Annotated in this window: 18 protein-coding genes and 2 tRNA genes; 11 read left to right on the forward strand and 9 right to left on the reverse strand. The window is 49.6% G+C overall.

Going from position 1 to position 18,954, the window contains the following annotated elements; all coding sequences use genetic code 11:
• The first annotated feature begins 16 nt into the window (after nt 1-16).
• A complete protein-coding gene (locus ACFQZE_RS08915) occupies nt 17-970 on the forward strand; it encodes a hypothetical protein (RefSeq protein ID WP_379355922.1) in 954 nt (317 codons plus the stop codon).
• Here ACFQZE_RS08915 and ACFQZE_RS08920 read toward each other — a convergent pair.
• The gene (locus ACFQZE_RS08920) at nt 961-1,161 is read right to left on the reverse strand and encodes a YqzE family protein (RefSeq protein WP_379355924.1); all 201 of its coding nucleotides are present in this window, start codon (nt 1,159-1,161) and stop codon (nt 961-963) included. The two genes, ACFQZE_RS08915 and ACFQZE_RS08920, sit on opposite strands and share 10 nt — an antisense overlap.
• Nucleotides 1,162-1,305: 144 nt before the next feature.
• On the opposite strand from ACFQZE_RS08920, the gene ACFQZE_RS08925 reads away from it, so the two are divergent.
• On the forward strand, nt 1,306-2,109 hold the full coding sequence (locus ACFQZE_RS08925; RefSeq protein ID WP_379355926.1) for an N-acetylmuramoyl-L-alanine amidase family protein: 804 nt from the start codon (nt 1,306-1,308) through the stop codon (nt 2,107-2,109).
• Here the strand turns inward: ACFQZE_RS08925 and ACFQZE_RS08930 are convergent.
• Complete coding sequence (locus ACFQZE_RS08930; protein WP_379355928.1) at nt 2,074-2,886, reverse strand: divergent polysaccharide deacetylase family protein; 813 nt, start codon at nt 2,884-2,886, stop codon at nt 2,074-2,076. The two genes, ACFQZE_RS08925 and ACFQZE_RS08930, sit on opposite strands and share 36 nt — an antisense overlap.
• 178 nt (nt 2,887-3,064) lie before the next feature.
• On the opposite strand from ACFQZE_RS08930, the gene ACFQZE_RS08935 reads away from it, so the two are divergent.
• From ACFQZE_RS08935 to ACFQZE_RS08955, 5 genes are all read left to right on the forward strand, one after another.
• Nucleotides 3,065-3,151, forward strand: a tRNA-Leu gene (locus tag ACFQZE_RS08935).
• 306 nt (nt 3,152-3,457) lie between these two features.
• Nucleotides 3,458-4,138 (forward strand): DNA alkylation repair protein, encoded by a 681-nt coding sequence (locus ACFQZE_RS08940; RefSeq protein ID WP_379355930.1) that lies wholly within the window; start codon nt 3,458-3,460, stop codon nt 4,136-4,138.
• Nucleotides 4,139-4,264: 126 nt separating this feature from the next.
• A complete protein-coding gene (locus ACFQZE_RS08945; RefSeq protein WP_379356988.1) occupies nt 4,265-4,894 on the forward strand; it encodes a bifunctional transcriptional activator/DNA repair enzyme AdaA in 630 nt (209 codons plus the stop codon).
• 33 nt (nt 4,895-4,927) lie between these two features.
• Nucleotides 4,928-5,623: a 2OG-Fe(II) oxygenase gene (locus ACFQZE_RS08950; RefSeq protein ID WP_379355932.1), complete on the forward strand. Its 696-nt coding sequence runs from the start codon at nt 4,928-4,930 to the stop codon at nt 5,621-5,623.
• A 583-nt stretch (nt 5,624-6,206) separates the two neighbouring features.
• Nucleotides 6,207-6,953 carry a hypothetical protein gene (locus ACFQZE_RS08955; protein WP_379355934.1) on the forward strand — a complete coding sequence of 249 codons (747 nt, stop codon included), beginning with the start codon at nt 6,207-6,209 and terminating at the stop codon, nt 6,951-6,953.
• 201 nt (nt 6,954-7,154) lie between these two features.
• On the opposite strand, the gene ACFQZE_RS08960 is transcribed toward ACFQZE_RS08955, so the two are convergent.
• On the reverse strand, nt 7,155-9,263 hold the full coding sequence (locus tag ACFQZE_RS08960; RefSeq protein ID WP_379355936.1) for a catalase: 2,109 nt from the start codon (nt 9,261-9,263) through the stop codon (nt 7,155-7,157).
• A 223-nt stretch (nt 9,264-9,486) separates the two neighbouring features.
• On the opposite strand from ACFQZE_RS08960, the gene ACFQZE_RS08965 reads away from it, so the two are divergent.
• Nucleotides 9,487-9,570 (forward strand) — tRNA-Leu (locus ACFQZE_RS08965).
• Between the two features lie 161 nt (nt 9,571-9,731).
• Here ACFQZE_RS08965 and ACFQZE_RS08970 read toward each other — a convergent pair.
• Nucleotides 9,732-10,334 carry a TetR/AcrR family transcriptional regulator gene (locus tag ACFQZE_RS08970; RefSeq protein WP_379355938.1) on the reverse strand — a complete coding sequence of 201 codons (603 nt, stop codon included), beginning with the start codon at nt 10,332-10,334 and terminating at the stop codon, nt 9,732-9,734.
• Between the two features lie 102 nt (nt 10,335-10,436).
• Between ACFQZE_RS08970 and ACFQZE_RS08975 the strand changes: the two genes are divergently transcribed.
• Nucleotides 10,437-11,579 carry a DUF418 domain-containing protein gene (locus tag ACFQZE_RS08975; protein ID WP_379355940.1) on the forward strand — a complete coding sequence of 381 codons (1,143 nt, stop codon included), beginning with the start codon at nt 10,437-10,439 and terminating at the stop codon, nt 11,577-11,579.
• Between the two features lie 94 nt (nt 11,580-11,673).
• Here the strand turns inward: ACFQZE_RS08975 and ACFQZE_RS08980 are convergent, their stop codons facing one another.
• The 4 genes from ACFQZE_RS08980 to ACFQZE_RS08995 form a co-directional block, all read right to left on the reverse strand.
• Nucleotides 11,674-12,312 (reverse strand): TFIIB-type zinc ribbon-containing protein, encoded by a 639-nt coding sequence (locus ACFQZE_RS08980; protein ID WP_379355942.1) that lies wholly within the window; start codon nt 12,310-12,312, stop codon nt 11,674-11,676.
• A 6-nt stretch (nt 12,313-12,318) separates the two neighbouring features.
• A complete protein-coding gene (locus ACFQZE_RS08985) occupies nt 12,319-12,555 on the reverse strand; it encodes a hypothetical protein (protein ID WP_379355944.1) in 237 nt (78 codons plus the stop codon).
• 133 nt (nt 12,556-12,688) lie between these two features.
• Nucleotides 12,689-13,006: a hypothetical protein gene (locus ACFQZE_RS08990; RefSeq protein WP_379355946.1), complete on the reverse strand. Its 318-nt coding sequence runs from the start codon at nt 13,004-13,006 to the stop codon at nt 12,689-12,691.
• Between the two features lie 83 nt (nt 13,007-13,089).
• Nucleotides 13,090-13,659, reverse strand: a complete 570-nt coding sequence (locus ACFQZE_RS08995) for a xanthine phosphoribosyltransferase (RefSeq protein WP_379355948.1) — start codon at nt 13,657-13,659, stop codon at nt 13,090-13,092.
• Between the two features lie 218 nt (nt 13,660-13,877).
• Here ACFQZE_RS08995 and ACFQZE_RS09000 point away from each other — a divergent pair, with 218 nt between their 5' ends.
• Nucleotides 13,878-14,570, forward strand: coding sequence for a hypothetical protein (locus ACFQZE_RS09000; protein ID WP_379355950.1), 693 nt, complete (start codon nt 13,878-13,880; stop codon nt 14,568-14,570).
• Between the two features lie 79 nt (nt 14,571-14,649).
• On the forward strand, nt 14,650-15,696 hold the full coding sequence (locus ACFQZE_RS09005; protein WP_379356990.1) for a YkvI family membrane protein: 1,047 nt from the start codon (nt 14,650-14,652) through the stop codon (nt 15,694-15,696).
• A 27-nt stretch (nt 15,697-15,723) separates the two neighbouring features.
• On the opposite strand, the gene ACFQZE_RS09010 is transcribed toward ACFQZE_RS09005, so the two are convergent.
• Nucleotides 15,724-18,954: an AAA family ATPase gene (locus ACFQZE_RS09010; RefSeq protein WP_379355952.1), complete on the reverse strand. Its 3,231-nt coding sequence runs from the start codon at nt 18,952-18,954 to the stop codon at nt 15,724-15,726.

Below are 18,954 nucleotides of genomic sequence, written 5' to 3' on the forward strand. Positions count from 1 at the left end.
TTTGAGGTGATTGCTTATGTTTAATTCGAGAACGGGAATATGGGTAAAAGCAGGGCTGGCCGCTCTTATCATTTGGGCCGGTTCAGCCTCCCATCAAAACGAGGCGTATGCAAGCTCGGCAGCAAAGCCATACAGTGAAGAAACAGCCCGGAAAGATAAAACCGTACAAGATGCCGCAGCTGACAAAGTGGAAGCCGCCGTGTCCGAAGTAGAGCGGCAAGCTAAACTATGGGTGGACGAGCTATCCTCTTCATCCACCTATGCGGAATGGAAAGCCGCTAACCTTTCTCTCTCCCCGCTCGGACCAGGAACGCATAGCTGGCTTGTTCTCCTTAAGCAGCGGGATAAGATCGTCGGCTATTTAATCGTTCATGCGGCAGAAGACGGAGGCTACCGTTTGGGCGAATACGGCACTGGCGCCTATCCTTTGTTCAACGAACAATCGCTGCAGCTGTCCCTGCTGCAGCTTCAACTGATACAAGACTCAAGCCGCGCCGAGCGCATCTACTTGAATCCTTTGCAAGCCGCTTGGAAAATCGAATCCAAAAAAAGCGTCACTTATACCGATGCCTATTCTGGGGAGGGTTTGCCCCCCGATTGGAACCGGCTTATTAGCGGCAAACCTCGCGCAAATAAGCATGGAGTCGCTTCCCTCCATGCCGGTTTGTTGCAATCCAAAACGATACCCTCATTCCATCCATACGGACGCATGCCTTGGTTGACTAAGCCCGCTTTATCTATTAAAAATGGCGATTATTCATCCCTTTTGCAAGCCATCTCATCCAAAAAAGAAATCCGTTACACCGTAGACAGCTTCGGCGGCACTTTGACCCAAGTTTGGTCGGTTGTCGGGTATGACAAATGGGATAGCGGCGAGCTGTTTCTAGCTCTGGATACCGATGAGGACAACGCCGATCGCCGCTATATCCCCATTGAGCTGCTGGTCGAAATGGGCCGGTTTTACCGTTGACGCGTTGTACGTCCTCTGCCTCTCCACCACATTAAAAAGCTTGCCGGTCCCCATCCAAACCAGCGCGTCAGCCAAGGCTCCCTTGCGGCTTTGGCCGACGTGCGCGCCTTCTTCCGAATTTCAGAAGGGGTTTCCATATATTGCACAAGCTGCTCCGTCATATATTTCACCAAATCGTTTCCTCCGGCCATTGCCGAACACCTCCGTTTTTTCTTGTGTACAATAAGCATTCCCCAATGTTTTTGCCTGTAACCATGCATGAGTTTTCCTCTAAACAGCCACGCTAACGGAAGCTGGCAGTTCGGCGAACAACTATTTTGCGGGAGGATGCGGTTATGGTTTTATTGAAACGATATGTGTTTGCATCCATGCTGGTTTTAGTGCTGTCGGCATCGACAGGCTCTGGCAATGCTTCGGAAGTGATGGCAGCGCCGACAATTGCGGCAGCTTCGCCCGCTATAGAGTCTTCGGCTTCAGGCATAAATCGACAAAGCGCACATGACCAGCAATTTGGGCAAAAGGGTTACTACGAAGAAGATCATAATTGGACGCTCCCTCATACAACCGTCATTATTGACGTAGGCCACGGCGGTATTGATGGTGGAGCAACGCATGGAACGATTTTGGAGAAAGATATCAATCTGGCCATTGCCGGAAAGCTTTATTTATTGCTTAGAAGCTACGGCATTCCGGCTGTTATGAACCGGACAGGCGATTATGCGCTTAGTGAAGAGAACAGATGGCATGCAACCAAATCGAGGCATCGCAAAGACTTGTCCCAGCGGGGCCAGCTTACCGAAGAAATCAATAGCGAGCTGCTCGTCAGCCTTCATGTGAACTGGGGTAAAAACAGCTCAAGAAGAGGGCCGCTTGTCCTTCATCAAAATACCGGAGAGAGCGCACTGCTGGCGCTCTGCTTGCAAGACGCCCTTAATCAGCAGCAGCATACGTTTGCGCTTCCGAGACTTGGAAATCCTTTTTATTTGCTGAGACGAGTTGATGAACCGTCCGTCATTGTGGAAATGGGTTTTATCAGCAACGAAAATGACCGGGCCATGTTGACCGACCCGGCCTCGCAAACCGAAATCGCCAGGGCGATTGCCTCAGGGATTCGGCAGTATAAATGGATCGCCCGCTGATGACCGCACCATATCGGACAGCTTGACGAAGCTCGCCACCGATTGCATCCCCGGTATCGATTGCTTCAGCACCGATGACGTCTTAAGTCCGGGCGGCCCGACATGGCCGATCGTAATACAGCTTTCGTGTTTTTCCAAATGTTTGCGCAATAGCCCCACTTGTTTGGAAATATGCTGTTCGGTGTACACATCGTCTAAAAATACATTGTTGTAAAGAGCCGGCACGCCAACTTCAGCCGACACCTCAGCAACTACTGAATGTGGAGTCGTCCGGCTGTCGAGATAAAACAAGCCGCGTTCTTTGCACACGGTCAACACGATCCGCATAATTCGGGAGTCCGCCGTTATTTTGGAGCCCATATGATTATTCATCCCTATAGCATGCGGGACGTTGTCGATGGCCGCTTCCACTCGCTTCCGAATTTCTTCGTCGCTCAGGTCGGCGGTCAGCGCTCCCGGCCCCAGCCATTTTTTCAAACCTTTATTCGGCTCCATTGGCATATGGACGATGACATCGTGACCGAGCCGATAAGCCGCCTCGGCATCCTCTTTTGTTGTTGGCATAAAGGGCATAACCGCCACGGTAAAGGGAACCGGCAGCTTAAGCATTTCCTCCGTTCCCGTCATTCCGTTGCCAAAATCGTCGATGACAATGGCAAGCGTGCGCCCCGAACCTTCGGCATGCGCCGCTATTGATCCAGCCAGCCAGAGAGCAATTGCAAACAAAACAAAGATGGCTGGTTTGAGTCGCATTTTACCATTCGTGAACTTAAACATAGCGTTGTTTTCACACCCATTTCCTAATGAAATCGAGGCTTTCCCTCTTGAATTCACAAGTACTATTCCCAAACAATGACAATATTATGAGGGTTAAATAGGCTGAAAATTAAAACTTTAACCGATCGTTTGACTTGGCGTCCCCAGCATGCTACTATAGGAAACGTCACTTCGATGTGCGGTCGTGGCGGAATTGGCAGACGCGCTAGATTCAGGTTCTAGTGGTGTAACAGCCGTGGAGGTTCGAGTCCTCTCGACCGCACCAACTTAACAAATATCAAGCTCTCGAATTTGTCCTTGCGACAGTTCGGGAGCTTTTTTGCATGTACCGTCATAGTATTGGTCCGTGAAATCCCCTTCCCTCTCTCCAAATTTGTGCATCCAGCAAGCCATAATCTCGATCCATTTTGTTATATTGCTCTTATATCTCCAAAATCGTGCATTCAGCAAACGACATTAATATACTTGAAATTATGAACGAGAAATTATCGCAGAATGGCTCCGCTTCATTAGGAAAGTGCATTCTTACGATCAACCTTACTAAAATTCAGTTAATTATAAAGGAGAATACGTGGAAAAATCGATCAGAGAACAATTACATGCACTCGCAGATGAAAATTATAAAACGTTTTCCGCGGCTTTAATTCCAAATATCGATAATATGCTTGGAGTTCGTTTACCCGTGCTTCGAAAGCTGGCAAAAGAGATAGCCAAAGACGATTGGCGTGCTTATCTGGATCCCTCTATCAATGATTATTTTGAGGAAGTCATGCTGCAGGGGATGATTATTGGTTATGTAAATACCGATGTCGAAGAGATATTGCACTATATAGAAAAATTTGTACCGCAAATTGATAATTGGTCCCTTTGTGACAGCTTTTGTGCCGGATTAAAATTTACTCGCTCAAATAAGCAGCGCGTGTGGGACTTTCTATTGCCTTACTTCGAAACAGAAAAGGAATACGATATACGCTTCGGTGTAGTGATGCTGCTTAATTATTATTTAGATGAAGCGTATTTGGATAAAGTTTTCCAACTATTAAATCGCATTCGTCATGAAGGCTATTATGCCAAAATGGCTGTCGCGTGGGCCATTTCAATCGCCTATACAAAATTTCCCGAACGAACACTAACGTTTTTGCATCACAACGATTTGGATGACATGACTTACAATAAAGCGTTGCAGAAAATGCTGGAATCCTATCGCGTCGACAAACATGCAAAAGAAATGATTCGAGCCATGAAACGTTAATGAAGCGGCTTTTGCAATCTTGCTGTTATGTTCTCAAAAAAACGCAGACACTTTTTGGCGGGATATACTGATAGATAGAGGTGAACGAACGTGACCCATCGTAACCATATAAATGAAGAGCTAGATTTGCCAATACTCCGCTCTAGAAAAAAACCGGAAGAGCCTGAAACGGCGACAGAGGAGCAATGGCAAGCCATTATTAACAACGACGCTTCTTACAACGGCAAATTTTTTTACGCAGTCAGGTCAACAGGGATTTTTTGCTATCCTTCATGCAAGTCCAGACCTCCAAAAAGGGAGCATGTTGGCACTTACAAATCAGCGGAGCAAGCCTTAACGAAATTTCGTCCTTGCAAACGATGCAAGCCTACCGGAACGCGCTTGCCTCATGAGGAATGGATCGCAACGGTGACGGAATACATCACTCGAAATTATCGCGATCATTTAAGTTTGGAACATCTCGCGGAAATAAGTCACGGCACACCTTATCATCTTCATCGGACGTTCAAGAAGGTGGCAGGGGTAACGCCAACTGTGTTTATTCAACATGTACGGATCAATCACGCTAAACAAATTTTGATTGAAACGGAGAAATCGATACCAGAAGTGGGGGAACTCGTTGGTTTGAATAATGCGCCCTATTTCATTACGTTATTCAAAAAAATGACAGGCACTACACCGGAAGGCTATCGCCAATGGCACAAACAAATGACAATGGAGGCTGTTGAACATGTCAAATCGCAATCAGAGGAGTGAACGGGACACCCGTTTGCTCAAGGAGAATGGAACATGTCTATGACCCAATTGGATTGGCAAGCCTTGCATCAGTCGCTTGATGAAAATGGCTATGCGAAGCTGCCCCGGTTGATCGATCCCGATGTATGTTCATCACTTATAGCCGGTTACGAAGACGATCAGCTTTATCGCAGCACGATCGATATGAAACGGTATGGATTCGGGATTGGGGAATACAAGTATTTCAATGCTCCGCTTCCCGCCTCGATTGGGCAAATGCGTGATCAATTATATCCCGAGCTTGCCAAAGCAGCCAATCGGTGGTTAGAACAATGGGGGCAACCATCCAAATATCCGGAATCCTTATCTGATTTTTTGCTTCAATGTCATCAGGCAGGTCAAACTCGTTCTACGCCTTTAATCCTAAAGTATGGCTCGGACGGTTACAATTGTTTGCACCGGGATCTCTATGGGGACATTTATTTCCCTTTCCAAGTCGTGTTTACACTGAATCAACGAGAAAAGGATTATACTGGCGGCGAATTTCTGCTCGTCGAGCAAAAACCGCGTGCTCAAAGCAGAGGCCATGTCATCGCTTTGAATCAAGGAGAAGGACTTATCTTTCCAACCCAACATCGTCCCGTTCAAGGCGCAAGAGGGTATTATCGGACAACGCTTAGACATGGTGTTGGCACCGTTCACTCCGGCAACAGATATAGCCTGGGCATTATTTTCCACGATGCTAATTAGCCCAAAATTCGAAAAACATAAGAAGCGACGAAAGCGCAAGTTCTAACCGTAGCCATTGCAATAACAATAAATAGACACTTAAAAAGAAGAGTCTATGAGATAATTAAAAATAAGAGTTTGTCCCAAAAATCATTTTTTGGTTTTTCTATTCCCTCGTGTCCTATTTAAAGAAGCCTTCAAACCTATAGAGGTGGTTTGAAGGCTTTTTGGCTCTAAATTTGGGATTAGCTCGTCACTTGGTACCCCTTGCAAATTCCTCTTTTGGGTGAGAAAAAGCACAACCATGACTGAGGGTAGCCATAGTTGTGCCAAAAACCACTAGAGCTCTCGCGGAGTCCCATTTTGAGCATTTAGTTGTGCCAAAAACCACTAGAACTCTCGCGGAGCCTCCTTTTGAACATTTAGTTGTTCCAGAAACCATTAGAGCTCTCGCAGAGCCTCATTTTGAACATTTAGTTGTTCCAGAAACCACTAGAGCTCTCGCGGAGCCTCATTTTGAACATTTAGTTGTTCCAGAAACCACTAGAGCTCCGCGGAGCCCCATTTTGGACATTTAGTTGTTCCAGAAACCACTAGAGCTCTCGTGGAGCCCCGTTTTGAACATTTAGTTGTTCCAGAAACCACTAGAGCTCTCGCAGAGCCTCATTTTGAACATTTAGTTGTTCCAGAAACCACTAGAGCTCTCGTGGAGCCCCGTTTTGAACATTTAGTTGTTCCAGAAACCACTAGAGCTCTCGCAGAGCCTCATTTTGAACATTTAGTTGTGCCAAAAACCACTAGAACTCTCGGGGAGCCCCGTTTTGAGCATTTAGTTGTTCCAGAAACCACTAGAGCTCTCGCAGAACCTCATTTTGAACATTTAGTTGTTCCAGAAACCACTAGAGCTCTCGCGGAGCCCCGTTTTGAACATTTAGTTGTTCCAGAAACCACTAGAGCTCTCGCAGAGCCTCCTTTTGGACATTTAGTTGTGCCAAAAACCACTAGAACTCTCGCGGAGCCTCCTTTTGAACATTTAGTTGTTCCAGAAACCACTAGAGCTCTCGCGGAGCCCCGTTTTGAACATTTAGTTGTTCCAGAAACCACTAGAGCTCTCGCGGAGCCCCGTTTTGAGCATCTAGTTGTTCCAGAAACCACTAGAGCTCTCGCGGAGCCCCATTTTGAGCATTTAGTTGTTCCAGAAACCATTAGAGCTCTCGCAGAGCCTCATTTTGAACATTTAGTTGTTCCAGAAACCACTAGAGCACCCCAGATCCCCTCTGGATATTGGGTTGCGAAAGCAAGCCTTGAGGTCAGTGGCTTTCGCTTGCTATCCATCTGCTCAAGAAGGTAGCCATAGACCAAAAACAGCAATGGCGATGCAGAGATGAATGAACGAAACGGTGACCCGGAAGATAGGTACTTTTAAAAAACTGGCCTTCTTGCGGATTTATATGTTTTAAGCTTGCGAGCGGTCTCATCAAACAAACACACCTACTTATGCCACAGCCCCTTTGTAAAAGGAACACTACTCGTCTTTTTTATACAATAGGGACTATACGGGTTGAACATTTCGGTCCCAGAATCGATGCGAGGCAATCGCCTCAACAAACGTTTTGGCGAAAGCTGCGTCCGGCCCGCCTCCTCCGGCAAGCAAAACGCCAGGCTGTACTCCGCTATCGCCTCCTGCGCTCGAAGCAGCAATAATTTTCGCAGCAGCCAACAATGGACTTGCTTCACCAGATGCGCCAATCGCTTTGTAGTGCAAGAATGCCTCCCTAACAAAATCCGCCGCTTTCACATCGCTGAGCAGCTCGTCCACACTTTGCCGTCCGCCTGGAATATAGACTGCGTCATATAGGACGGATGCGGCAGTAAGCAGCGATTGCTGCGGCTCCAGCACAGATCCGTCATCCCCTTTTACCGGCACAAGCGTGATGCTAACGATATCCGCCGTCACTTTTGCCTCGCTCAGCGATTGCTGCAGGGCTTTGACCTCTACCGCGGCAAATCCGTTGCCTAGCAAAATGGCCGCTTTTCGAGTGGCAGCCGTCTTCACGGTATTCATCATGCTAAGAGCCGGAGAATGAAACTTGGGCTGGGCCGCCACCCCTTTCGTTGCCGTCGCCCCAATGCCGGCCGCAATCGCTTCGGCCAACTCTTCCGCTACCCGGCTGAACACATCGACCACCCGCTGCCGCACTTCCTTAGACAGCACTTTGCCAAGCTCGAACCGGAATGCGTCGACAATTTGCTTTTGCTCCGCCGCCGACATGCTGTGCCAGAACATCGCCGCTTGGCTGAAATGATCCTCGAAGCTCGCGCTTCTTGCTTTAATTTTGCGGCCTTCGACCTTCTCCTCGTAATGGCGGTAGGCGCCCTCCTGCTGGGATACGGGAGCGGGATAGCTCCCCGCCAGTCCGCTCTTATGATAGCTGACTTGTCCAGGATTGATCGTCATCCGGTGCATGCCGTCGCGCTGGTTGTTATGAACGGGAGCAATGGGCCGGTTAATCGGAATTTCCGTAAAGTTCGGCCCCCCAAGGCGCAGCAGCTGCGTATCGGTATATGAAAACAATCTTCCTTGCAGGAGCGGATCATTTGTAAAATCGATCCCCGGCACAAGGTGGCCAACGTGGAACGCAACCTGCTCCGTTTCCGCAAAAAAGTTGTCCGTATTGCGGTTCAGCGTCATTTTGCCTATGATACGAACGGGAACAACCTCCTCGGGCCACAGCTTGGTCGCATCCAAAATGTCAAAGTCGAAGCTGAACTCGTCCTCTTCCTTCAAAATTTGCACGCCAAGCTCATACTCCGGGTAATTTCCGTGGTCAATCGCATTCCACAGGTCGCGCCGGTTAAAGTCCGGGTCTTTGCCCGCCACCTTTTGCGTTTCATCCCAAACTAGTGAATGTACGCCAAGCTTCGGCTTCCAATGGAATTTAACAAAATGCGATTTCCCTTTTTCGTTAATAAAACGGAATGTGTGGACGCCAAATCCCTCCATCATTCGGAAGCTTCGCGGCAGCGCCCGGCCCGACATAACCCACATAATCATATGGGCGCTTTCTGTATTTGCGCCAACAAAATCCCAAAACGTATCATGCGCCGAAGATGCCTGCGGAATTTCGTTTGGCGGCTCCGGCTTAACAGCATGAATAAAGTCAGGAAATTTGACGGCATCCTGAATAAAAAATACCGGCATATTGTTGCCGACCAAATCGTAGTTTCCTTCCTCTGTATAAAACTTGACCGCAAAACCCCGCACGTCGCGTACTGTATCGCTTGAGCCGCGGGAGCCCGCCACGGTAGAAAATCGGACAAATACCGGCGTGACAAGCGACGTGTCCGTTAAAAATTTTGCCTTCGTATATTCCGCCATCGATTCGTATAATTGAAACTCGCCGTGAGCGCCAAATCCTCTCGCATGAACAACCCGCTCCGGAATTCGCTCGTGATCGAAATGAGTCATTTTTTCACGGAAATGAAAATCTTCCATAATGGTTGGGCCTCTAACCCCTGCTTTTAAGGAATGCTCATCGTCATCCACCTTGAGCCCCTGATTGGTCGTCAACGCCTCGCCGGCATTTGGAACCCGGAACGCGTCCAATTGTTGTTGCTTGGCATTCCCTTTCTCTAATTCGCCGTTGTCTCTTGTATTCATTCGTTTGGCCTCCATTGTCGGTTTAAGAATAGTATTGGGATAGTATCTTCATAGCTGCCTTTTTCTATCCTTTATTTCCCACGCAATAGTGATGGATTAAATCTAATCCGTTATACGGGCACGATGCAGCGATTAAACTTCTCCTACACTTTCGTCAAAACTCAGCTTGACCTAATATGGAAACATGTGATATATTATTTTTTGTTGACACAACAATTGATTTGCGGTCGTGGCGGAATTGGCAGACGCGCTAGATTCAGGTTCTAGTGGTGTAACAGCCGTGGAGGTTCGAGTCCTCTCGACCGCATCAAACAAAAGAAGAGGTTGTTCCTTTAGTCTTTTAGACTGACGGAGCAACCTCTTTTTTATGCTTTTATTTTCAAAAAGGACGCGAGGGGGGAATCGCCTCGCCGTGCCCACTTCCCCTTATCCCTAACGCAGCTTGGAGCAGTCGCGCTCCACCATAACTCAAAGCTTCGACGGATCGCATAACTCTTTCAAATGTTGAGCGATGATTTCTTCTATTGAAGCGGCCGTCACATCCGCAGGACGCAAAATATGATGAAGAGCAAGCCCGTCAATAAGCGCAAACAGTTTCTCCGTTTCCATTACCAGATTAAGGCCGGACTTTGTCAGCCCCCTTCTATCCAGCATGTCCACCACAAATTGCGCCGCTCTAAACAAACCATCGTACATTTCGTCGCTTAACGGCTTTAGACCCGGATGAAGCAGTACCTTGATGTTGTAGGAAAACCAAACCTCCATTTCCAATCTACGTTCCTCGTCCACCGGCATAAACTGCAAAATAAAATGTTTCAGCACATCCAGCAAAGGACCGTCGTAGTTCATCGCTTCCACACGTTTGTTAATCCGGTTCAAAAACAACCTCATGCAAAAACCGAACAGCTCGGCCTGACTGGAAAAATAATGACGCATGGAACCGACCGACAGTCCGGCTTCCTCCGCAATATTGCGAACGGTCGCCTGATCGAGTCCGCCCTTCTGAATAACTCTAAGCGCAGCCTCAGCAACGAGCTGGCGTTGTTTTTCGTGATCAACTATTTTTGGCATAGCTGTATTATAGACTATTGTCTTTTTTAATACAATGTGTTAAATTAGTTTTTGTTAATACAACGTACCAAAAAAGAGAGAAAATACTAAGGAGAGAGTATTATGGAGAGAAGTGTTAACCGTATTCGTATGTTGGACATTTTACGGGGCTTCGCAATTCTCGGCACACTCGGTACAAACATCTGGATATTTGCTTACATTGGGGATTCAAGCCAAGTAGTCGCGTTCGAAGTCAACAAATGGTGGGAATCGATGGACAAATTCCTGCAAACGCTAGTCCTTACTTTTGTAAACGGAAAATTTTTGGGCTTGCTGTCGGTCATGTTCGGTGTTGGATTAGAAATGAAATACCAGCAGTCATTGCGAAAGGGCTCTCCGTGGCCCGGCACTTATTTATGGGTATCGATTATTTTAATGCTGGAGGGCTTTATCCACTTTACGCTTGTGATGGAATACGACATTTTGATGGGATACGCGCTGGCGGCCATTATTGTCGCGTTTATTGTAAGAGCGGGTGACAAGGCCATTCGCCGCACGATCAAATGGGTCGGAGGAATCCATCTGCTGCTTGTTTCTCTCTTGTTCGCGGGCATATTTTTGCTGGCCAATACGGGTGGAGACGCTTCGTACGACTCTGGAGTCGACTTTGGCGCCATTTATTCGTCTGGAACTTGGTTCGAGCAGGTTCAAGCTAGACTTTCTAATTTCCTTGTGCTGCGGTTTGAAGTGTTTTTCGCCCTTCCGCTCAACATTGTGCTATTTCTGTGCGGCGTGCTGCTAATGAGAAACGGGGCATTTGGCGATGACGAAAAGGGGCGTGGCATTCGCCGCAAGCTAATGAAATGGGGGATCGGACTTGGGCTCCCGCTCACTTTGCTTTCTTTTGTTCCTCTTGCAGGGCTTGACGTATTTGTACGCTATCTGTTTGCTCCTTTGCTCGCTATGGGCTATTTGGCTGTCATTGCCCGCATCCTCGAATGGAAACCGCATTTTAGACTGTGGAACTGGCTGGAACAAACGGGCAAAATGTCGTTAAGCTGCTACGTCTTGCAAAACATCCTGAGCACCGTTATTTTCTACGGCTGGGGACTCGGTCTCGGTGGAAAGCTGGATTCCATCCAAATTATTGGAGTATGGATCGCCGTCTCGATGGTCCAACTGCTGTTCGCCAACGTATGGCTGGGCATATTCAAACTGGGACCGATGGAAGGCATGCGCAAACGGGCCGTCAGCCTGTTCTCTTAAGCGGCCCCCTCTCTCGCCCAAAACATCCGAACGAAAAAAGCTCATCCGCAGGCAAATCGCCTTTTGCGAATGAGCTTTTTCCTTTATTCGACCTTTACTCGAATAAATCGCCGAAAATGTCCAAAACCGTTTTCTTTTTCTTGTAGGAGCTGTGATGTTTATTGTAACCATAGCCTTGATTGTGGCTTTGCGAATGCGAATGGCTTTGGTTGTAGCCGGGTTGATTATAGTTGGGCGGATAGCCCGGCTTGGACGACTGGCTTCCGCTATATCCGGAAGGCGGCTGGGAATAGTTTTGCCCGCTTGCCGGAGGAGCGCCAAAGCCGCCTTGCTGCGGCTGGCCATAGCTTGGCTGCCCGAAAGCTTGCCCATTCTGTGCCGGCTGACTGAAGCTCTGATTGCTTTGGCCCTGCTGTCCAAAACCTTGATTGCCATAACCTTGCTGCCCCGATCCTTGGCTGCCAAAAGGCGGCTGTCCGTAGCCGGAGGACGGCTGCGCTTGACCAAATGCTGTGCCGGAGGCAGGAGCCCCGCCGCCATACAAAGCCGAATTTTGCTGCATGTGCTGTTCCATCCGCTCGTAATCTTGACGAACTTCATTTACCCCTTGCAGCAGCTTCTCCAGTTCGCCTCTATCGAGCCATACGCCCTTGCATTCCGGACACAAGTCAATTTCGACTCCGTCCTTCACAACCGCTTTCATCCGCACATCGTTACAAATTGGACATTTCATATCCTGTCACTCCTCCATTGAAATGATGACTGACGGAGGAAGCTTCCGCTCTTCCGCAGCCGGCATATAAAGGTAAGTACGGCTAAGCTTAACGACACGCCTGCTCGGCTTGCGCATGACGACCGAAGCGTCGTCCCAAGCTACGACAATACCGACTACGTCATTGATCTCCAGCTCGTCTCGCACGACTCTAACCGTTTCGCCCGACAAGCGAAAACGATCCAGTTGTTCCTCTGTCACCATTACGGCCCAAACCTCCTTGCAGTTTCGTTCTGTTTTTATTGTCCCAATCTCCATTATACAAAAAAACCTCAATGATCACATTCCATGATTCATTGAGGCTTCTTCTATGCCCATATAATCGAATGTAAGCCGATTAGCCTCCAACATGCTCCCGATTTGTCTCGTACCATTCATCCAAAACACGAGAAGACATGACGCGCTTTCCAATGTATTCCGCTTGCTTTTCGGTAAAGACGTCCTGCCATCCGGCAGATAGCTCTTCGCACAATTTTACAATGGTGAGCAGTTCGGACCAAGCGACGTAACGTTTGTACCAGAAAAATTGCGGATGTTCAATCATATAAGGGTATAAGTCATCAAACTCCGTATGTTTGCAGTCCAGCGCTCTCTCAAAATGAGTTTTTGCGTCGGTTAGTTTGGCTTTCAAAAAATCAGCGTTCAAGTTTTCCATGACCTTACGCCTCCCCTCGCCTAATTCTCCTCCATTATAAGCGATAAATTCGCCTCGGGAAAGAGAAAGCCTGCTGGTACTTCTTATTCAAATTCGATTTCCCCGTTATCAAGCGAAGAAATTTTAACGAGCGACTCCACCCGAATGCCCAGTTCACGCAGCGTCCGGCCGCCGGCTTGGAACGATTTCTCCACCACGATGCCGATGCCTTCAAGCTTCGCTCCAGAACGTTCAATAATTTTAATGAGCCCGCGCGCAGCATCGCCGTTTGCAATAATATCGTCGATAAATAGGACGCGGTCTTCGCTTGTCAAAAATTGCTTGGACACCATAATATCCGTGACCATCCCTTTTGTAAAAGACGGCACCCGTTCCACATACACATCAGGATCTGCGATGAGCGTCTTCTTCCGCCGTGCGAACACCATTGGCACACCTAGCACATAAGCCGTAGCAAACGCTGCGGGAATGCCGGAAGATTCAACCGTAATCACTTTTGTGATGGATTGTTCGGCGAACCTGCTGGCAAACTCATGGCCCATCTCCATCGTAAGAGCCGGGTCAAGCTGATGATTGATAATCGCATCCATTCGAAGAACATCGCTAGATATGACCGACGATTGCTCCAATATGCGCTGCTTCAACTTTTCCATTCAAACAACCTCCGCCAAAAATCCCTTTTCGATAAGGTACCATAGGTCGGGCAAAAAGCGCAACAGGCCCACTAATTATCGGAATATTGCCACATTCTTTTTTAGGCAGATGAAGATCAAAGAAAAGGAAACATAAAAATAAAATGGAAAAAGGGTAGCAACTTTAACTGTAGCTAAGCGTCCTACTATATAGAATGAATTCATTTGGAGGCGATCCTTTGAACCTCTGTTCAAAAGCTGTATGGGGCAAAATGCTGCTTTGGGCGGCAGCGGCTCTTCTGGCCATTGCATTGACCGGATGCGGCAAAGAAGACAACTCCGTCCATCCTATCGAGGATGAGAAAGCTGAAGTAAAACCGGGGAGCCCGCAGCAGTCTTATTTGGAAAGTATCGACCAAGGGAATGTGGAGGAGCTGCCCTCGCACACACCCCCTATTGACCGAGAGCAGGACACTTCTACGGAAAATTCCAGCAGTCAGCCGGAGAAGCAGGGCGCAGCAAAGCCGGGTAGCGCCAAAACCGGTTGGAGTTTAAGCGAACCGCAGCTCCATGGCATTTCCATCGGGGACAGCGATCATCATGTCGAATCCGAATTTGGCAAAGAGCTTGACCGCTATTCACTAAAAGAAGAAACAGGAAATATTCAAGTGTTGGAATACAAAGGATTTGCAGTTGGCATCAATTCAATGGGGGCCGTTCATTTTGTCGAAGTGTACGATCCGCATATAAAAGCCGGCCTAAGCGGCCTGAAAGTGGGGGATAAACCGGAGAAAGCGGTGGACGAGCTCGGCAAGCCCGATTCACAATCGGAATACTTGCTAATCTACGATGCGGAAGGGGCCAGGTTAAAGCTGGATGTCGATCCTGAATTAAACGAAATCGTGTCCATGAAGCTGCTCGCTCATGGCTGACTTCTAGATTTGTGTCATGCCTGTCCTCCGCCCGACATACCTTCATAGAGAGAAGGCAGTTGGATCGGAGGACGGTATGATGTCAAAACGTACAGGCCAGGTATTTCAAATCGCTTCAACCTACATGGGCACAATCGTCGGCGCAGGTTTTGCGACCGGACAGGAAATTTTGCAGTTTTTTACGAGATTCGGCTATTGGGGCACCGCAACGATCGCTTTGTCTACGGTGCTGTTCATTTGGCTTGGTACCAAAATGATGCTTATCGCAAGCGAAATTCGTGCGAAGTCATATGAGGATCTCAATAAAGCGCTGTTTGGCGATCGATATGGCCGACTTATCAGCCATTTTATGCTTGTCATTTTGCTTGGAGTAACGGCCGTCATGCTTGCGGGTGCCGGCACTATCTTTTACGAGCATTGGAATATCTCCTATCAGACAGGCCTCCTCATTACCGTTGTCGCAAGCTTTTTTCTGCTGCGCAAAGGCATGAAATCGATTTTGGCCGTCAACGCCATCGTCGTCCCCGTTATGCTGCTGTTTACCGTGCTTGTCATGATCGATACTTTCCAAACGCCGGGTTCCAATAAATTTATTACGCTTACGACCGACTTTTCCCCTTGGGCCGCATGGGCGTCCCCTTTTCTGTATACCGCCTTCAACCTTTCGCTGTCGCAAGCCGTTCTTGTACCGCTAGGAGCCGAGATTCGCGACAAAAAAACGATCGTAATCGGCTCTTGGGTAGGCAGCATCGGCATCGGTTTTATGCTGCTGGCCGGACATATCGCTTTGTCGGTCCATATGCCGGGCATTCAGCAATTTGCCATTCCGATGGGCGGAATCGCCAGACAGCTCGGACATTACGTTCAGCTCATCTACATCTTCCTTATTTTCGCAGAAATATTTACAACGCTAATCGCCGACATTTACGGCTTGACCCTGCAGCTGCAAGAACGGCTGAAATGGTCGCGCGAGCTGCTGACGTTCGGCGTGCTTGTCATCTGCTATTTGGCGAGCCAAATTGGATTCGGTCCGCTATTGTCCACGCTTTATCCGTTGTTTGGACTGATCAGCCTTGGCTGGCTCGTGCTTATGATTCGAAAACGCGTCGCTTACCGCAGGTTATAGCCATTTCGCCTTCTTTCATTTGTTCCTCTACAACGCGGCGGCTGAGCTCAGGTCGACCAGCTTGGCATCGCCGCGTGCGGCAAGCAGCATGTCCCGAGTATGCTCATGGCAAGTAAACAATACGATTTGGCGCTCATCCGCCAGCTCCGCGACCCATTTAATAGCGGCTTTTAGCCTGTCTGCATCAAAATTTACGAAAGGATCGTCAAGAAGCAAAGGCATATTCGCTCCCGGCTTATATTCTTTTGCAAGCGCCAGCCGCATCGCCAAATACAATTGCTCTGCCGTTCCCCGACTAAGCTTTCCGCTGTCTACCCATTGCCCGTCCCTATTCTCCACTTCGATCCCTTGACGATTCGAGCTTGCGTGTACCCTTATATATTTTCCTTGCGTCAAATGGCGTATATAGCGGGAAGCGTTGCGCAAAACGGCAGGCTGCCGCTCCTCTTCATAGATCCGCTTCGTTTTATCGATGAGTGCTTTGCCAATAGCGAGAACGGCATAACGTTCCATGGAGGCATCCAGACCGGCTAGCGTTAATTCACGCTTCATCAGCCGTTCACGCCGCGCCTCCTCTTGCTGCAACCGTTCGAGTGCTCCCCGCAATTCTCCGCGGCGCTCCAGCAACACCCGCTGCTCCTCCATCAGCCCTGTTTCCTCGTCCAGTCGCTTATCGTATTGTTCCTGCAACTGCTCCCCGTCAAACCGCTGAAGCGAGGCTTCCACCTGGAGCCATCCGCCTTCTTCTCCCGTACCGGCAGCCAGCTCAATGTCCAGCGCATTCCTTTCTTGGTCGAGAGCCGTTAACAGGCGGCGATGCTTAATCGCTTCCCAATAGTGCCCTTCGTCAGTCACTTGCGCTTCATCCATCATCCCTTTTATTTTTTGATTCCATTCCGTCATGCGCAATTGCATAGACTCTAGCTCCAACGTCAATACGTTAAGGCGGGCATCCATCGATTTGGCCTCTTCCAATAGCGCCGCATGTCTCCGAATTTCAGCTTGTAGCCATCGCAGAGCGAGCGCCGGATCATCATTTAACAGCCGGACGGCTTGCTCATATGTCCCGCAAAGCTCCGCAGTCTTCTCCCGGTACCCGGTCCACTCCCGCTTAGCCTCCTCCAATCGGAAGCTGATGCGGTCGTACTGCTTAAGCTTTTCCAAAGCCGCTTCGGCGATCTCGAACGACTCTAGCGCGGATTCGGGGGACATGCCCGCCGGAAGAGCTCGTACCGCAAGCCAATGCTCCCAATCCGCAGCAGCCAGCCCACGCTTGAGCGCTTCAGCCCCTTCCATTTCGCGCCGTTCCTCCAGCTCCTTGCGGATACGGAAATACCGGCTTTCGCATTCCAGTCGTCTAGCCTCGCATCCTTCATAAGAAGCCATAGCCTCCAGCCGTTCTTGAACTTCCGTCCTAAGCACCGCTCTTAATGCCGAAGCGGAGTTTCCATCCCGCCGAAGCGACTCCAGCCACTCGCTCAGCTTGCTTTCATCCGCTCTAAGCAAGCCTTCTAACGCCTCTCTTACACCAAATTGCTCGGAGGATGCCCCTCCCATTTTTCTACGTCCGTTCCCTCTGCCTCTAGTCGCTCTGTCCGCTCCTTTATCCGCCGCAGCTCTCCTCCAAATCCCCGCCGCCAAAAAAACGACAGCAGCTCCGCCAAAGGAGATAGCGCCAGCGGTGGAAATAGACGCTGCATCGCCAGCCCAGCCGCCTATAGCGGCAGTTCCCAGAGCAGCAGCGGCTCCGGCAAAGCCTATTCCAGCCCATATAGCCCACGATGCCGCCCTATCGCTTGCCGCCCCTTCCGCTACCCCTTGCGCTGCCCGCTCAGCTCGTCCCAGCTCAAGCCGCCTTAATGCTTCGTCCAGCAGATCCCAGGCAGTGGAGAGCGAAGCTTTTGATTCCGGAATGAAGAAGCCCATTCGTCCCCTGCGGCTGCTCTCGAACCTCGCTTGCGACTCCCGTGAGGCCGTCTCCGCTTCTTCCAGCCGCTGCTTCAATTCCTTCGCCTGAGCCCGAATGGCTTCAAGCTCCGCCTGACGGCGGTCAGCCGCGCTCCGCCCGGCCGATGCCTCTTCTTTCATCCGGCGGGCATAGTCACGGTCGGCAATGGTCACCGCAAGCTCGCGAAGCTGGCGTTCCGTCCATTCCGGAGAAATTCCCGTAATGAGCGATGCAATCGACTCGTCGAGCTCCCTAAGCTCACTCTCCCACTCCAGCCGTTGATCTTGAAGGGCTCGCATTCTTTCCGATGCCAGCAGCAAAGACTCCGTCTCGGCCTCAAGCGCAATCAGACCGCTGTCTCCGTTTACGTCATTTCTTTGCCTTTGTAGAAGATGCCGTTCCGCGAGCAAAACATCTATACGCTCGCTCATTTCCCCGCGGAGCCGAATGGCATCCGCCCAAATGCTCTCCGCCCCAGCCGGCAAACGTTCCGCATACCCGATAGATTCTCTTTCGGCCAGCAAAACAGCTCTTCTCAGCCATGCGGAACGCAATAAAATCGCTTTCCGCAGCAATGCCGCCAGACGCCGCGTTTCGGGAAGCCGTTCATTTACTTGAGCTAAAGCCTGCTCCGCCATCTCTTCTTTTCTCTTCAGCTCGTTATAGCCGTCAATGTCGTCCCCAAGCTTCCGCAGCTCCGCCTCCAGCGAATCCAATTCTTTCATTTGCAAATTAATGGTCTGGTTCGTTCCTCGCGGCTTAAACATAGCTTCGAGCCCCTGCGAAATTTCCTTCTCCGCTTTTGCAATGCTTCTGCCGCCGTCCCATCCCGCCTGATAAAGATGGTTCCCGAGCTCTGCGCCCGACAAAGCGCTTGCCTCTTGCAAATCCGTCAGCGTAATGGCAAACAGCGTCCGGAACAGCCGCTCATTCATCCCGCCAAGGAAGCGCAGCTCCCAATTGCTCTGCTCAAGCGGCATTTCCGCCCCAAATTCGGCGCTTCCCTCCGACACCCTTCTAATTCGCGGCTTGCCTCCAGCTTCATCGGCATGTCTAAGCAGCACAAAACAAGCTCCGTCCGCCCCCTTTAAAATCAAACTGCCTCCGTGCCTGCCGCCATATAAAGGCTCCTGCCGATCCGCCGAGCTCGCGCGCCTTGCAAAACCGTACAGCATCGTTCGCAAAAAGCCGAACAAAGTGCTTTTTCCCGCTTCATTCGGTCCAAAAACGACAATAACCGGCGCGTCCAAATCAAGGCGCCGGTTACTTATGGATCCAAAGCCGTCTATATGAGCTTCCATCAGCTTCAT

Origin of the sequence: Paenibacillus sp. GCM10027627 (assembly GCF_042675505.1) — a bacterium.
GTDB lineage: Bacteria > Bacillota > Bacilli > Paenibacillales > Paenibacillaceae > Pristimantibacillus.

Bases quoted from the DNA above. Each gene is read 5' to 3' on its own strand.
- ACFQZE_RS09010 (WP_379355952.1), bottom strand. From the start codon at position 18,954: ATGAAGCTGATGGAAGCTCATATAGACGGCTTTGGATCCATAAGTAAC.
- ACFQZE_RS08920 (WP_379355924.1), bottom strand. From the start codon at position 1,161: ATGGCCGGAGGAAACGATTTGGTGAAATATATGACGGAGCAGCTTGTG.
- ACFQZE_RS08990 (WP_379355946.1), bottom strand. From the start codon at position 13,006: ATGGAAAACTTGAACGCTGATTTTTTGAAAGCCAAACTAACCGACGCA.
- ACFQZE_RS09005 (WP_379356990.1), top strand. From the start codon at position 14,650: ATGTCAAAACGTACAGGCCAGGTATTTCAAATCGCTTCAACCTACATG.
- ACFQZE_RS08970 (WP_379355938.1), bottom strand. From the start codon at position 10,334: ATGCCAAAAATAGTTGATCACGAAAAACAACGCCAGCTCGTTGCTGAG.
- ACFQZE_RS08980 (WP_379355942.1), bottom strand. From the start codon at position 12,312: ATGAAATGTCCAATTTGTAACGATGTGCGGATGAAAGCGGTTGTGAAG.
- ACFQZE_RS08925 (WP_379355926.1), top strand. From the start codon at position 1,306: ATGGTTTTATTGAAACGATATGTGTTTGCATCCATGCTGGTTTTAGTG.
- ACFQZE_RS08995 (WP_379355948.1), bottom strand. From the start codon at position 13,659: ATGGAAAAGTTGAAGCAGCGCATATTGGAGCAATCGTCGGTCATATCT.
- ACFQZE_RS08930 (WP_379355928.1), bottom strand. From the start codon at position 2,886: ATGTTTAAGTTCACGAATGGTAAAATGCGACTCAAACCAGCCATCTTT.
- ACFQZE_RS08975 (WP_379355940.1), top strand. From the start codon at position 10,437: ATGGAGAGAAGTGTTAACCGTATTCGTATGTTGGACATTTTACGGGGC.
- ACFQZE_RS08950 (WP_379355932.1), top strand. From the start codon at position 4,928: ATGTCTATGACCCAATTGGATTGGCAAGCCTTGCATCAGTCGCTTGAT.
- ACFQZE_RS08960 (WP_379355936.1), bottom strand. From the start codon at position 9,263: ATGAATACAAGAGACAACGGCGAATTAGAGAAAGGGAATGCCAAGCAA.
- ACFQZE_RS08985 (WP_379355944.1), bottom strand. From the start codon at position 12,555: ATGGTGACAGAGGAACAACTGGATCGTTTTCGCTTGTCGGGCGAAACG.
- ACFQZE_RS08915 (WP_379355922.1), top strand. From the start codon at position 17: ATGTTTAATTCGAGAACGGGAATATGGGTAAAAGCAGGGCTGGCCGCT.